Annotated in this window: 10 protein-coding genes; 5 read left to right on the top strand and 5 right to left on the bottom strand. The window is 58.5% G+C overall.

Annotation, left to right across the window (positions count from 1 at the left end; genetic code table 11):
- Positions 1-185: 185 nt before the first annotated feature.
- The 4 genes from efeU (at position 186) to MHJ63_RS08200 (ending at position 4,280) form a co-directional block, all read left to right on the top strand.
- Positions 186-1,163: an iron uptake transporter permease EfeU gene (gene efeU, locus MHJ63_RS08185; protein WP_035754572.1), complete on the top strand. Its 978-nt coding sequence runs from the start codon at positions 186-188 to the stop codon at positions 1,161-1,163.
- Positions 1,160-2,410: an iron uptake system protein EfeO gene (gene efeO / locus MHJ63_RS08190; protein ID WP_070490432.1), complete on the top strand. Its 1,251-nt coding sequence runs from the start codon at positions 1,160-1,162 to the stop codon at positions 2,408-2,410. The genes efeU and efeO overlap by 4 nt, the downstream gene beginning before the upstream one ends.
- Positions 2,410-3,717 carry an iron uptake transporter deferrochelatase/peroxidase subunit gene (gene efeB, locus MHJ63_RS08195; RefSeq protein WP_070507055.1) on the top strand — a complete coding sequence of 436 codons (1,308 nt, stop codon included), beginning with the start codon at positions 2,410-2,412 and terminating at the stop codon, positions 3,715-3,717. Before efeO ends, efeB begins: the two co-directional genes overlap by 1 nt.
- A 149-nt stretch (positions 3,718-3,866) precedes the next feature.
- Entirely contained in the window at positions 3,867-4,280 is a 414-nt protein-coding gene (locus tag MHJ63_RS08200) for a Fur family transcriptional regulator (RefSeq protein ID WP_070490436.1), read from the top strand.
- A 69-nt stretch (positions 4,281-4,349) separates the two neighbouring features.
- Here the strand turns inward: MHJ63_RS08200 and MHJ63_RS08205 are convergent, their stop codons facing one another.
- The 5 genes from MHJ63_RS08205 to MHJ63_RS08225 all read right to left on the bottom strand — a co-directional run bounded on the left by MHJ63_RS08205 (position 4,350) and on the right by MHJ63_RS08225 (position 9,833).
- Positions 4,350-5,225, bottom strand: a complete 876-nt coding sequence (locus tag MHJ63_RS08205; protein ID WP_239447084.1) for a metal ABC transporter permease — start codon at positions 5,223-5,225, stop codon at positions 4,350-4,352.
- Positions 5,188-6,045 (bottom strand): metal ABC transporter ATP-binding protein, encoded by an 858-nt coding sequence (locus tag MHJ63_RS08210; protein ID WP_239447002.1) that lies wholly within the window; start codon positions 6,043-6,045, stop codon positions 5,188-5,190. The genes MHJ63_RS08205 and MHJ63_RS08210 overlap by 38 nt, the downstream gene beginning before the upstream one ends.
- Positions 6,046-6,111: 66 nt before the next feature.
- On the bottom strand, positions 6,112-7,254 hold the full coding sequence (locus MHJ63_RS08215; protein ID WP_239447012.1) for a metal ABC transporter solute-binding protein, Zn/Mn family: 1,143 nt from the start codon (positions 7,252-7,254) through the stop codon (positions 6,112-6,114).
- Between the two features lie 147 nt (positions 7,255-7,401).
- Complete coding sequence (locus MHJ63_RS08220) at positions 7,402-8,490, bottom strand: hemolysin family protein (protein ID WP_070490442.1); 1,089 nt, start codon at positions 8,488-8,490, stop codon at positions 7,402-7,404.
- Positions 8,490-9,833: a hemolysin family protein gene (locus MHJ63_RS08225; RefSeq protein ID WP_239447014.1), complete on the bottom strand. Its 1,344-nt coding sequence runs from the start codon at positions 9,831-9,833 to the stop codon at positions 8,490-8,492. The genes MHJ63_RS08220 and MHJ63_RS08225 overlap by 1 nt, the downstream gene beginning before the upstream one ends.
- A 424-nt stretch (positions 9,834-10,257) precedes the next feature.
- Here MHJ63_RS08225 and MHJ63_RS08230 point away from each other — a divergent pair, with 424 nt between their 5' ends.
- Positions 10,258-14,001 carry a multifunctional oxoglutarate decarboxylase/oxoglutarate dehydrogenase thiamine pyrophosphate-binding subunit/dihydrolipoyllysine-residue succinyltransferase subunit gene (locus MHJ63_RS08230; protein ID WP_239447023.1) on the top strand — a complete coding sequence of 1,248 codons (3,744 nt, stop codon included), beginning with the start codon at positions 10,258-10,260 and terminating at the stop codon, positions 13,999-14,001.
- The last annotated feature ends 14 nt before the right edge of the window (positions 14,002-14,015 follow it).

Consider the following 14,015-nt stretch of genomic DNA (forward strand, 5'->3'; position numbering starts at 1 on the left):
TCGTTGCGTTGGACCCACAACTCGGCTCTGAGCTTGGTAGCCCTTGGGCTGTGTAACGTAACCGACTCTTTTCACCCAACAGCCTGATATAGGTTAGCCTCATCTAATTAGCGAATAGAATCATTCGCTAATTAGATGAGGCTGCGGGTTTTGACCCCGTGCCCCGTTCTCGAGTTCGGATTTCAATGTTCTTAGCTTCACTGTTGATTGGATTGCGCGAAGGCCTGGAAGCCTCGCTCATCATCGGCGTTTTAGTTGCCTACCTCGGCAAACTGGGTCGCCGTGACAGCCTGCGCCCCATGTGGAGCGGAGTGATCATAGCCCTCGTGCTCACCGCAGCAATTGGTGCAGTGAGTACCTTTGGCCGTTCGCGTTTGACCTTCCGCACGCAGGAGATCATCGGCGGCTCGATGTCGATCCTGGCCGTTGTCATGATCACCGGCATGATCTTTTGGATGCTCAACGCGGGCAAGAAAATGAACTCGATGCTCGAAGGCGACATCGACAAGCTGCGTGCCCGCCGCAAAAGTGTGGGATATGCCGTCTTCTTTGTCGCGTTCATCTCCGTGGGCCGCGAAGGGATCGAAACCACCATTATTTTGTGGGGGTGGGTCAACGAACCACTGGCGATCATGGGCGCGTTGACAGGTGTGATTGTCGCGGTTGCGCTGGGCTGGGCGCTCTTCAAAGGGCTCGTCCGCTTCAATCTAAGCACCTTCTTTACGTGGTCAGGCGCCGCCCTCATCGTGGTGGCTGGCGGTGTGCTGGCATACGGCATCCATGACCTGCAGGAAGCCGCGGTGCTGCCTGGACCGTTTTCCGGTGCACCCATCACACCTACGCACCCGCGTACCGGCGAAGTCCTGACCGGATTCTTCACCTACCCGTTCTGGGGTGCGGCTTTCCCTTTCGGGTGGGCCTTCGACATCTCCGATGTGCTTGACCCCTCCGGTGTGCTCGCCACATTCCTCAAAGGAACAGTCGGATTCGTTCCGCAAATGTCGTGGCTCGAAGTACTCGCATGGTTTATCTACATGGTCCTTGTGATCCCGAGGTTTATTCGGCGTGCACGCGAAGCCAAGAACCCGAGGCGCACTGAGGCCAACGAGTCCAAACCAGTTCCACATCCCCAATCAGTCTCAACGAGTGAGGACAACCTATGAAAAAGATCATCCGCGTTTCTTCCGTGCCTGTTATAGCCCTGACGATGGCCGCGCTGACGGCGTGTGAGCCTAACGCATCTGATGGTGCGCTCAACGTCAAGGCAACGAATACGGAATGCTCGGTATCCAGCGATACTGCGGAGTCAGGTTCTCGCCAATTCACCATCAAAAACGAAGGCGATATCGTCACGGAGTTCTACCTCTTAGGCGAAGACAAACTGCGCATCGTAGCGGAAAAGGAGAACATCGCTCCCGGCGCCGAAGCCACGCTCTCCGTTTCACTCCAACCAGGAACGTATTTCACGGCGTGTAAGCCTGGGCTACGTGGAGCAAATGTTGGTGAAGCTCAGTTCACAGTCACCGGCAAGCCTGTTGAGGTCTCCGGTCAGGACAAGGAGCTCTTTGACAAGGCCGTCAAAGACTACGTTGCGTTCGTGAAGAAGGAAGTCACCGAGCTTGAGCCTAAAGTGACTGAATTCGCTGAAGCCTACGCGGCCGGTGATGACGATAAGGCACGCAAGCTGTACGCGCCAACACGCACGCACTACGAACGCATCGAACCTATCGCTGAAGCCTTGGGTGTGCTCGATCCGCGCATCGACTACCGCGAAGTCGACTACCTCGCCGAGGCCGACATCCTCAAGAAGGACGACCCAACATTCACGGAATGGCTCGGCTTCCACCGCATGGAGAAAGACCTCTTCCCACCTAAGAAGGGTGAGAAGAACGCGGACGGCTCTGATGCGTTTGCCGAGTGGAAGCCATCCACCGCTAAGGACCGCAAGCGGATTGCGGATTCTTTGAAAGCCGATGTAAAGAAACTTCGCAAGACCGTCGAGGCCGATACTTTCATCAAAGATCAGCAGATCAACATCGCAACTGTTTCTAACGGGGCCTCAGATCTGTTGGAAGAAGTAGCCGTCAGCAAGGTCACCGGTGAAGAAGACTGGTGGTCGCATACCGACCTCTACGACTTCGCAGCGAACGTCGAAGGCTCCAAGATTGCGTTTGACCTCGTGAAACCCATCGCTGAACGCAAGGGTGCCGAAGGCGAAAAGCTTATAAAAGAAATTGAGGAGGAATATACCGAACTCAACCGTCTACTGGGTAAATACGGAAGCTTGGACAAAGGCTTCGTCAGCTACGACACCGTCACAGCGGAACAGCAAGCCGAGCTGACCCACCAGATCGACAAACTCCGTGAACCCCTATCCAAGCTCACCGGAACCGTCTTGGAGATCAAGTGATGACCGAACCGGATAAGAAATCGGCGGAAACCGAACAGTCAGAACCGAGCCGAAACGTTGGACGTCGCAGTCTGCTCGGCGCGATCGGCGCCGGGGCCGCCGGACTGGCCCTGGGAGGCGCTTCAGGGTTCACCTGGGGAAAAACTCGTTCCCAGACAGAACCCACCGAGATAGCGAGTACATATCCTTTCGAAGGCGAGCACCAAGCAGGAATCACCACCGAAGCGCAAGACCGCATGCACTTCGCCGCTTTCGACATGGTGGACGGAGCCACACGCGAGGACGTTATCGCGGTCTTAAAAGACTGGACCCAAGCGGCACGTCGCCTCGTCTTGGGTGGTGAGACAACAGCGCGAGGCGCTTTTGGGGGCGGGCCGAACTTCCCGCCAGATGACACCGGTGAAGCATACGATCTCGACCCGGCCGGCCTGACGCTGACTTTCGGGTTTGGCCGCTCACTGTTCGTTACCGCAGACGGGAAAGACCGCTTCGGATTGCGTAAGCACATGCCCAAAGAGTTCATCGACATGCCCGTGATGACCAATGACTTTCTGGATCCTCACCGCTGCGGAGGCGACCTATGCATCCAGGCTTGTGCGGACGACCCCCAAGTGGCGGTGCATGCGATCCGCAACCTCACCCGGATAGGGGTAGGCAAAACCCGCATCAAATGGTCACAGCTAGGGTTCGGGCGCACCTCCTCAACCACGCGCAGCCAAGAAACGCCGCGCAACCTTTTCGGGCAGAAAGACGGTACGGCCAATATCAAAGCCGAAGACACCGATGCCCTCAACGAGCATGTATGGATTACCTCCGGCCCCGAATGGGCACGCGGTGGCAGCTACCTGGTGGCCAGGCGTATCTATATGACGATCGAAATATGGGACACACTCCAACTAGCCGAACAGGAACGGGTCACCGGCCGTTTCAAGCATGACGGCGCTCCCCTCTCTGGCGGCGACGAGTTCACTGCCGTGGACTTCCACAAGCTCGATAGCCAAGGGAATCCGTTAGTCGAGGAGACCTCGCATGTGGCTCGTGTGCACCCAGACAACAACAACGGCATTCGCATGTTGCGCCGCGGCTACAACTTTGTGGATGGCAACGACGATCAAGGACGCCTCAACGCAGGCCTGTTCTTCATTGCGTTCGTCAACGACCCCGCTCGATTCGCTCAGGTACATAGAAACATGTCACGCGATGAGATGTTCGTCGAATACCTTAAAACCACCGGCTCCGGGGTGTATCTAGTCCCTCCGGGAGTGGGCGCGGAAGGATACGTGGGGCAAGCCCTGCTTGAAGCCTAGGAGTGTTGCAGTACTCCTAGGGCAAGCACGTGCACTACACGGGCGCACTAAACTGGTGGCACCTGTAGATGACTGTCATGCTGAAAGAGCATCGAGGCTGTAACCTATGCAGCTGTAACCCTGACCAGGTTGTGAGTTTAGGAGAACGCATGTCGAAGAAACCGGCAACAACTGTGCGTCGTAACACTCGTCAACGCGCGCTTCTTGAGGAAGAGCTCCGCCGCCACGAAGACTTCCGTACCGCACAAGAGATTCACCAGTGCATGCTCAGCCATGGCGATACGGTTTCGCTGGCAACCATCTACAGGTCGCTCACCCAAATGCATGAAGACGGGGTTGTTGACCAGGTCCGTACTGAAAGCGGCGAGATGGCTTTTCGCCGCTGCCACGACGAAGGCCACCATCACCACCTCGTATGCCGCCAGTGCGGGGCCGCGGAAGAAGTTGACGCCCCCGAGTTCGAAGAATGGGCCGACGAGCTCGCCGCCGCCTACGGTTTCACCGGCGTAGACCACAACCTCGAACTCAACGGCTACTGCCCTGAGTGCTCCCGCAACCGATAAACGACGTGCTCCCGCAACCGGTAAACAACGCCGGTGTTGTTGCCTCCAGTGTTCCGCCCGCGTTCAGCGTTACTGTTTCCACGCCATCGTGCGTGACCCCACGGCCCTGGCGATCAGCCAGATCACAAACGAAATCGTTGTGATGTAGGGGCTCACCGGAAGCGATCCTGCCAGGGAAAGCAATATCCCTCCCACCAGCGAAATTTCAGCGAATATAACGGAGAGCACCACGACTTTCCCGGGGCTAGCCGTCAGCCGCATCGCCGCCGCAGCCGGGGTGATCAGCAACGCCAAAACCAACAGCGCACCCACGACGTGGATCGACAGAGCGACCGCTACACCCAACACGATCATGAACGCCGTGGACAAGCCCGCCACCGGAACACCGCGGGCGCGAGCAACCCACGGGTCAGTCGAAGCGAACATCAATGGCCGCCACATCAGCGCTAGCAAAGCCAAGACAACGAAGGTTCCGATCGCGATCGAGGGCAGACGCGAATCATCCACCGCCACAATCTGGCCAGTCAGCAAACCGAACTTATTGGCGCTACGTCCCTGATACAGGGCCAACGCGAGGATGCCAAGACCCAAGCCGAACGGCATCATCACACCCGTGATCGCGTTACGTTCACGCGCACCAGAACCCAACAGGCCCATGATGAGGGCCGCCATGATCGAGCCGACCATCGAACCTGTCACCACGTCGTAGCCCAGCAGCAACGCGATCGAGGCTCCCGCGAAGCTCAGCTCCGCGATCCCGTGGACCGCGAAACCCATATCGCGGGTCATGACCATGACGCCGACGACGCCACCCATCACCGCGAGCAGTGCGCCCGCGATAATGCTCGGCCACACGAGAGCAAGAAGCTCGCCGTAATCCTCGAATGAAAAGATCCGCTCCCACAATTCAGGCCCCACGGCGCAACTCCTCACCGAAGTGACCATGGCTGTGGTCGTGTTCATGATCGTGATGGGCATGATCCTCGCTGCCCAGAATCGCGACACGCCCGCCCAGGCGCACAACATCGATCCGGCGGCCGAAAAGCTCAGAGAGCGTGTGCGTGTTGATGACGTCCTCCGGGGCACCGATGCGGTGCTGGCCTTCAACCAGGTACAGAACCCGGTCAACATAAGGCAAGATCGGGTTGATCTCGTGCGTTACGAAAATGATCGCCGAATCCTCTTGACGGGCCTGCTCCGCAATCAGCTGGGTGACCTCCTGCTGGCGGGCCACATCCAAAGACAACAGAGGCTCATCACACAACAGCAACGCCGGATTACTCGCCAACGCTTGCGCGGCACGTAGCCTCTGCTGCTCGCCACCCGATAACTGCCACACCGGCCGCATCGCGTAAGAGGACGCATCGACCCGTTCAATCAGTTCTTCCACCCGCTTCTTCAACTTACGCCGACGGGGATCGAACAGCCGCGGCCCCCAACGTTGCCCATCCAAGCCTTGGGCAACCATGTCCCATCCCCGAAGAGGGGTCCCCTCGGGGATGGGACGCTGCTGAGGGATCACGGAAACGTCGTGGGCGTTCGCGCTCACTCCATGCCCGGCAATCCGCGCTTGACCACTCGTGAGGTTCTGCATTCCCAGCAGAACCTTCAACAGTGTGGTCTTCCCGGCGCCATTAGGCCCCAAGACGGCGACGAACTCCCCCGCCTCGATCGTGAGATTGAGCCGATCGAAAATGACGCGGTCCCCAAAGCACAGGTGAGCATCGATCAGCTCAACTGCGGGAGCTTTGGTGTTCTCGGACATAAGTGAGGTGTACTCCAGAATTCCTAAGTCACGACTAATCCAGTTCAGGACTAGTTCAGGTGAAGACTACTTCGCGTCCACGGCCTTCGCGATGGCAGCGATGTTGTCCTTCATCCATTCAACGAACGTTTTACCTTCCGGAATCGTCTCAGTGACATCAACCGTTGGCACGCCCGCCTTCTTAGCCGTTTCGTACAGCTTCTTGGTCTGCGGGTCAGCAGTCTGCGAATTGAAAGCGAACAGCTGAACTTTACCCTGCTTGAGTGAATCTTCGGCACGCTTAATCACCAGAGCAGGGATCTCCTGGCCTGCTTCCACCGCGGAGGAAAGCCCTTCTGGAGTCGCATCCTTCATGCCGAGCTCCTTCAACAGCGCCTCCGGAACTGGCTCCGTCATCATGAAGGACTTACCGTCAAGGGCCTTCTTAGCGGACTTGAACTCATCCGAGTCACTCAGGCCAGCGATCTCCTCGGCCAGCTTGCCGGCGTTGGCCTCATACGTCTTGGCGTTATCCGAATCAGCCTTGGCAAGCTCCTTACCGAGGTCGCCTACGAACTCCTCCATGTGATCCAAGTCGTACCACACGTGTTCGTTCTCCCCGCCGTGATCGTGGCTGTGGCCTTCATGACCGTGGTCGTGATCTCCATGGTCATGGTCGTGGCCTTCTTCGCCGTGATCATGATCGTGGTCATGATCCTTCTCATCATGGCCCTTCTCGCCGTGGTCATGGTCGCCGTGGTCATGGCTGCCGTGGTCATGGTCGTGATCACCGTGGTCATGGTCGCCGTGATCGTGGCTGTGGCCTTCGCCATCGAAGGATTTGATCAAGGTTGGGGCTTTGTCTCCCAGCTCTTCGATGATCTGTTCAGCGAAGTAGTCGTAGCCGCCGCCGTTAATGACCACGACGTCGGCCTTCTTGATCAGGAGCTTGTCTTTCGCGGTGGCTTCATATGAGTGAGGGTCTTGCGCCGCATTGCTGATGATGCTGGTGACTTCGCCGTGATTACCCGCGATGCTCGATGCGATATCGCCGTAGACGTTGGTGGTTGCGACGATGTTGAGCTGATCAGTGGAGTTTTCTTCCGTAGCCTTCTCGCCGCCAGTTGCTGAGCAACCAGAGACGGCCAGGCCGAAACCGATAGCGGTAGCCAGGCCGAGCAGGCCCTTGACTTTAGCGCCTCGAGTGCGCGTTGGGGTTGCGAACGCCATGCGTAGAACCTTCCGTGTTAGCGCGATGGACACCACAAGGCCCCGCATCGCTATTGCAAACTATTCTCAGTAACAATAACGCACGGGGCCAGGGCCTAAGCAAACTGACAAAAGTGAGATGCCTTACTCACGCCGGAAACAACGGGTTCACGTGGCTTCGGCCGACGCTTCCGATTCTGTAGGCACATTCCGGCGGCGCTGTCCCTGTTGCTGGGTCGCATCGCGAATCTCACCAACAAGCGTCTCCAAAACGTCCTCGAAGAACAGAATCCCGGTGGTCTCCCCCGCCTCGTCCAGGACGCGCGCCACGTGAGAGCCTGTTCGCTGCATCACGGCTAACGCTTTCTCAACCTCCACATCGGCGCCCAGGTTGACCAGCGATCGAACGCGAGTGATCGGCATCGGACGGTGCGAATCCGCCAACGGGACCCCCATAACGTCCTTCAGGTGCAGATACCCCATCAAGTCGCCGTCCTCGTCGACCATCACGAAACGGGAAAAGCCCGTGCGGCCAACAGCACGCTCAAACTCCTCCGGAGTGATGTCCACATCGAGAGTCACAACCTCATCGATAGGTACTGCAAGGTCACGCACCACCTGATCGGAGAATTCGAAAGCCGAAGAGAGCAAGCCGGCCTCGTCATCCACCAGGCCAGTACGCGTGGATTCTTCAACGATCTGCTGGACCTCATCCACCGTAAAGGAGGAGGCAACCTCATCCTTGGGTTCAAGGCCCAGAGCCCGGACCGAGTGATTGGCGATCCAGTTCAAGGCGAGGACGATGGGGCGCAACGCTTTATCGATCAACATCAGCGGCGGCGCCAGAATCACAACAGCCTTATCAGCCATCGAAACCGAGAAGTTCTTAGGAACCATCTCACCGAGCGTCACATGCAAGAACGTCACCACAATCAACGTGATAGCCAGCGCGATGATGGAGATCGCCGCATCCGGCACACCGATCGCATGCAACGGAATCTCAAAGAGGTGATGCACCGCAGGCTCGGCAACAATGAGGATCAGAAGCGAACACACCGTGATGCCAAGCTGGCACACCGAAAGCACGATCGTGACGTGTTCCATCGCCTGCAGAGCCGTCTTCGCACGCTTATTTCCGGCCTGAGCTTTCGGTTCGATCTGGGCGCGGCGAGCCGACATCACAGCGAACTCACTCGCGACAAAGAACGCGTTAGCCGCTAAGAGAACCACAAGCCATACAAGACCCCACCAGTCCATTACGCCTGCACCTCCTCAGCATCGGCCTGCTCATCCGTCTCGCAAGGCTCCGGCGCGGGAGAGAACTCGAGCCGATCCACCCGCCGTTTCTCCATGCGCGTCACCCGAAGCACGCCACCTGTAACGCCCAGCGTGTCGCCCACAACCGGCAGACGCCCCAGCGTCGACATCACAAAGCCGCCCACCGTCTCATACGCGTTACCTTCTGGAACCTTCAGCCGCGGAATCTGATCCGTTGCCTCATCCGGGCGCAACAAGCCAGGTAAGAACCAGCGGCCATCGGCAGTCTGCAGAACACCAGGAGACGTGCGGTCATGCTCATCGGCGACCTCACCGACAATCTCCTCAACCAAGTCCTCCAACGTGACCATGCCGGCGGTGCCGCCATACTCATCGACCACAACAGCGATCTGCAGCGGGGCCTCACGCAGCTCACCGATCAGGTCATCCAGCTGCACCGTCTCCGGAACCCGGATCACATCCTGCATGATCGTTCCGGCAACCAGCTCATCGCGGCGCTCACGCGGAACCGAAACAGCCTTCTTCACGTGCACCGCGCCCAGTACATCGTCAGCATCCTCACCGATCACCAAGAAACGGGAGAAACCAGTGCGGCGTGCAAGATCGATCAAGGCGGGCAATGGGACCTCGTCCTCGATCATCTCGACCTTGATGCGAGGCGTCATGACATCGGCTGCCGTACGTTCCGAAAAGGACAAGGTGCGTGCCAAGAACTTAGCGGTCTTGGCATCCATAGTCCCCTGCTGTGCAGAACGCGCAAGCAAACTCTGAAGCTCAGCAGGCGTACGGGCGCCAGAAAGTTCCTCTTTCGCCTCAATCCCGAACAGACCCAGAACCCAGTTCGAGAAACCGTTCAACCCCATCACCACGGGCTTGAAAACCGCAGTGAAAATCAGTTGGGGCCGGGCCAGCGCGCGGCCAATCCGATACGGGTCCGCGATCGCAATGTTCTTAGGGATCAGCTCACCCAAAATCATCGACAACAGAGTCGCAACCACCATCGCGACCACCAGCGATATAGCGCCCGCGGCAGCTTGAGGAACACCCCACCCCAGCAAAACTGGCCCCAACAACGCACTAAACGCGGGTTCAATGACATAGCCGGTCAGTAGCGTCGTAATCGTGATGCCCAGCTGAACCGCAGACAACTGAGTGGAAAGCGACTTCAACGCCTTATAAAGCGGGCGGGCTTTCGTATCGCCCTCGTCGATGGCCTTTTTAACAGAGGTCGAATCTAGTGCAACAAGCGAGAATTCAACAGCAACGAAGAACGCAGTCCCCAAGACCAAGAGGAGACCCAGAAGAAGCATGAGCCACGACATCAGATGTCGGCTCCGCACTCAGCGCAATAGAAGAAGTTGGCGCTGGGTAGAACATTAGCGTTATAGAAAAAACATCCGGAGCCCGGACTAGAAGGCTCCGATCGTTGAGCAGTGCCGGCCGCAGAGGCTCGCACACCCAGGTAATTCTTATACGTCATAGTGGCTCCACTATACAGGACAAGCCCCCCAGCAAACCGCGGGAAAACCCTCAGAATTAACTGAAAATCTGGCCGCGAAACATCCGCTACAACCAGTGGCGAAGATCAACTGCGCTAGCGCGCGGTGTTCGGTATGATGTTGAGTCGAATAATCACGCTCCTGAACTGTGCGCTCACAACACGTGTTCCCAGAGAGCACGGGCAAACAGTCTCAGAAGCACCATCAAACACTCCGAGCCGAAACATCGGAAAGAGGCGTATCCCTAGTGTCTGACGTGTCTATCGACCAGCTCAAAGAGGAATTCGGGGGAAACGAGTGGCTCGTTGACGAGCTCTACCAAAAGTTTCTCTCTGACCCGTCGTCGGTCGATGAAAAGTGGCGTTCCCTCTTCGAACAGGTGAAACCCGAGAAGAACGAAAAGAACACCGCAGCGACTTCTACCAAGCAAGCGGCACCAGCCGCTAACAAGCCAGCCAAGAAGGAACCTGCGAAACCGGCTTCCACGTCAAAGAAGGCTAGCTCCGCCTCCAAGAAGGATGCCCCAGCCGCAACCCCGGCGCAGGCCTCCCCAGCAGTGCGCCCGTCGCGTCAGAAGAGCCAGTTGCCAGCTCAGCCGGCTAAGGAAGAATCTCCGAGCGAGCCAAGCGCAACCAAGGTTGAGCGTCTGCGCGGCCCAGCACGTGCGATCGCCAAGAACATGGACGAGTCCCTCAGCGTCCCAACCGCAACCACGGTCCGCGCTGTCCCGGCGAAGTTGCTGATCGACAACCGCATCGTGATCAACAACCATCTGCGCCGTGCACGCGGCGGTAAGGTGTCCTTCACCCACCTGATCGGTTACGCGATCTGCCGGGCACTCAAGCTCAACCCAGCGATGAACGTCAGCTATGACGAAGAAGACGGCAAGCCAGTCGCAGTCCACAACGCACAGGTGAACTTCGGCATCGCAATCGACCTGCCACGCCCTGACGGCTCCCGCCTGCTTGTGGTACCGAACATCAAGGGCGCTGAGAACATGACGTTCTCGACCTTCTGGGAAACCTACGAAGACATCGTCAAGCGCGGCCGCGAAGGCAAACTTACTGCCGAAGACTACGCCGGCACCACCGTCTCACTGACCAATCCAGGCGGGCTCGGGACCGTCCACTCCGTACCGCGCCTATCCAAGGGCCAGGCCACCATCATCGGTGTGGGCGCTCTCGACTACCCAGCCGAATACCGCGGCACCAGCGAAAAAGTCAAAGCACGCAATGCCGTGGGCAAGATCATCACCCTGACCTCGACCTATGACCACCGCGCCATCCAGGGTGCAGCATCCGGCGAGTTCCTGCGCGAGATTGAAAACCAGCTGCTCGCTGACGAGTTCTGGGATGAGATCTTCGAAGCTCTGCGCATCCCATACGTACCGGTTCGCTGGGCGGTTGACCACCAGGTTGATATTGACTTCCAAATCAACAAGGTGGCTCGCATCCAGCAGCTCATCGAGTCCTACCGCTCCTCTGGTCACCTCATCGCGGACACCAACCCGCTGACCTACCAGATGCGCTTCCACCCCGACCTCGATGTCCAGACCTACGGCCTGACTCTGTGGGACCTGGACCGCGAATGGGTCACCGGAGGCCTCGGTGGACACAACCGCCTCCCGCTACGCGACATCCTCGGTATTCTGCGTGACGCGTACTGCCGCACCACCGGCATCGAGTACATGCACATCCAGAACCCGGAAGAGCGCGAATGGTTCCAGTCCAAGCTTGAGCGCCCCTACGAGAAGCCGACCCGCGAAGAGCAGGTTCGTATCCTCGGCAAACTCAACCAGGCCGAAGCGTTCGAAACCTTCCTGCAGACCAAGTACATCGGTCAGAAGCGCTTCTCGCTTGAGGGTGGCGAATCGCTGATCCCACTGCTTGATGCGATCATCTCCGACGCCGCAGACGCCGGCCTCGACGAAGCCGCGATCGGCATGGCTCACCGTGGCCGCCTCAACGTACTCACCAACATCGCGGGCAAGACCTACGGTCAGGTCTTCCGCGAGTTCGAAGGCACCGTTGACGCCTCGACCGTCCAGGGGTCGGGTGACGTGAAGTACCACCTCGGCACCGAGGGTTCCTTCACCTCCGAATCCGGTAACACAACCAAGATCTACTTGGCCGCAAACCCGTCCCACCTTGAAGCAGTCGACCCGGTCCTGGAAGGCATCGTCCGCGCTAAGCAGGACATCATCGATCGCGGCCCAGACGGCTTCACGGTCCTGCCGATCCTCGTCCACGGCGATGCGGCAATGATCGGTCAGGGCGTAGTGTCTGAGACACTCAACCTCTCACAGCTACGCGGCTACCGTACCGGTGGCACGATCCACGTGGTTGTCAACAACCAGGTTGGTTTCACTACCCCACCAAGCTCGTCCCGCAGCTCGATCTACCCGACCGACTTCGCGAAAGCCATCCAGGCTCCTGTATTCCACGTCAACGGCGACGACCCAGAAGCGGTTGTGCACGCTGGCCGCTTAGCTTTCGAATACCGTGAGAAGTTCAACCGCGACGTCGTGATCGACCTGGTCTGCTACCGCCGCCGTGGCCACAACGAGGGCGATGACCCGTCGATGACCCAGCCGCTGATGTACAACCTGATTGACGGTAAGCGTTCGACCCGCAAGCTCTACACCGAAGCTCTCGTGGGCCGTGGCGACCTGACCCAGGAAGAAGCAGACGGGGCACTCAAGGAGTACCAGTCCCTTCTGGAGGCTGCGTTCTCTGAGACCCACAAGGCTCAGACAACTCCGATGCCAGCAATCGACGCGAACGGTGCCCTCGGTATGCCGAAGGCTCAGGCTGAAGACGCTGACGTCTCCGATCCACGTGCCGATAACACGGCGATCACCAAGGAGTTCGTCAAGGCTGTCGGGGATGCCCACACGGAGATCCCAGAGGCTTTCCACGTTCACCCGAAGCTCAAGACCTTGCTCGAGCGCCGCGCGGACATGTCTGTCAATGGCGGCATCGACTGGGGCTTCGCAGAACTCACCGCGTTCGCTTCCCTGACCGCCGAAGGCATCCCTGTGCGCCTCACCGGTCAGGATTCCCGCCGCGGCACCTTCGTTCAGCGTCACGCAGTCTTCCACGACCGCACCAACGATGACGAGTGGACGCCTCTGCACCAGGTGAGCGAGAACGCCGCGAAGTTCATGATCCATGACTCCTCGCTTTCGGAGTACGCGGTTCTCGGCTTCGAATACGGCTACTCGGTTGAACGCACTGAAGCACTCGTTTTGTGGGAAGCTCAGTTCGGTGACTTCGTCAACGGCGCCCAAACCATCATCGACGAGTTCGTCTCCTCCGGTGAACAGAAGTGGGGCCAGCGCTCCTCCGTCGTGATGCTGTTGCCTCACGGCTACGAAGGCCAGGGCCCAGACCACTCCTCGGCACGCATCGAGCGTTTCTTGCAGTTGTGCGCCGAAGACAATATGCGTGTGATCAACCCGACCACGGGTGCGAACTACTTCCACGCTCTGCGTCGACAGGCATACCTGCGCCCACGCAAGCCGATGGTCGTGTTCACGCCTAAGCAGCTGTTGCGTTTGAAGGCTGCAGCTCAGCCGGTCGAGGCGTTCACCGAACAGACGTTCCAGCCAGTGATCCCAGACAACGATGTCGAAGCATCGAAGGTCAAGCGCGTCATGTTGGTCTCTGGTCGCCTCTACTATGACCTGTTGGCACGCCGTAAGAAGGACAAGGACGAGACCACCGCGATCGTCCGCGTTGAGCAGCTCTACCCGTTGCCGCAAGAGCAGATCGCAGCTGAACTCGCGAAGTACCCGAACGCGGATGTCCGCTGGGTTCAGGACGAGCCAGAGAACCAGGGACCATGGCCGTTCATGGCTATCAACCTGGTGCCGGGCCTGGATCGCGAGGTCACCGTGGTGTCCCGCCCAGCTGCGGCAGCACCATCGACTGGTTCTTCCAAGGTTCACGCCCAGGAGAACTCGGACCTTCTGGACCGCGCGTTCAGCTAGAGCAACACCGGAGA

This window comes from Pseudoglutamicibacter albus (assembly GCF_022346425.1).
Lineage (GTDB): Bacteria > Actinomycetota > Actinomycetes > Actinomycetales > Micrococcaceae > Pseudoglutamicibacter > Pseudoglutamicibacter albus.

Bases quoted from the DNA above. Each gene is read 5' to 3' on its own strand.
- MHJ63_RS08215 (WP_239447012.1), bottom strand. From the start codon at position 7,254: ATGGCGTTCGCAACCCCAACGCGCACTCGAGGCGCTAAAGTCAAGGGC.
- MHJ63_RS08200 (WP_070490436.1), top strand. From the start codon at position 3,867: ATGTCGAAGAAACCGGCAACAACTGTGCGTCGTAACACTCGTCAACGC.
- efeU (WP_035754572.1), top strand. From the start codon at position 186: ATGTTCTTAGCTTCACTGTTGATTGGATTGCGCGAAGGCCTGGAAGCC.
- MHJ63_RS08225 (WP_239447014.1), bottom strand. From the start codon at position 9,833: ATGTCGTGGCTCATGCTTCTTCTGGGTCTCCTCTTGGTCTTGGGGACT.
- MHJ63_RS08220 (WP_070490442.1), bottom strand. From the start codon at position 8,490: ATGGACTGGTGGGGTCTTGTATGGCTTGTGGTTCTCTTAGCGGCTAAC.
- efeB (WP_070507055.1), top strand. From the start codon at position 2,410: ATGACCGAACCGGATAAGAAATCGGCGGAAACCGAACAGTCAGAACCG.
- MHJ63_RS08205 (WP_239447084.1), bottom strand. From the start codon at position 5,225: ATGGTCACTTCGGTGAGGAGTTGCGCCGTGGGGCCTGAATTGTGGGAG.
- efeO (WP_070490432.1), top strand. From the start codon at position 1,160: ATGAAAAAGATCATCCGCGTTTCTTCCGTGCCTGTTATAGCCCTGACG.
- MHJ63_RS08210 (WP_239447002.1), bottom strand. From the start codon at position 6,045: ATGTCCGAGAACACCAAAGCTCCCGCAGTTGAGCTGATCGATGCTCAC.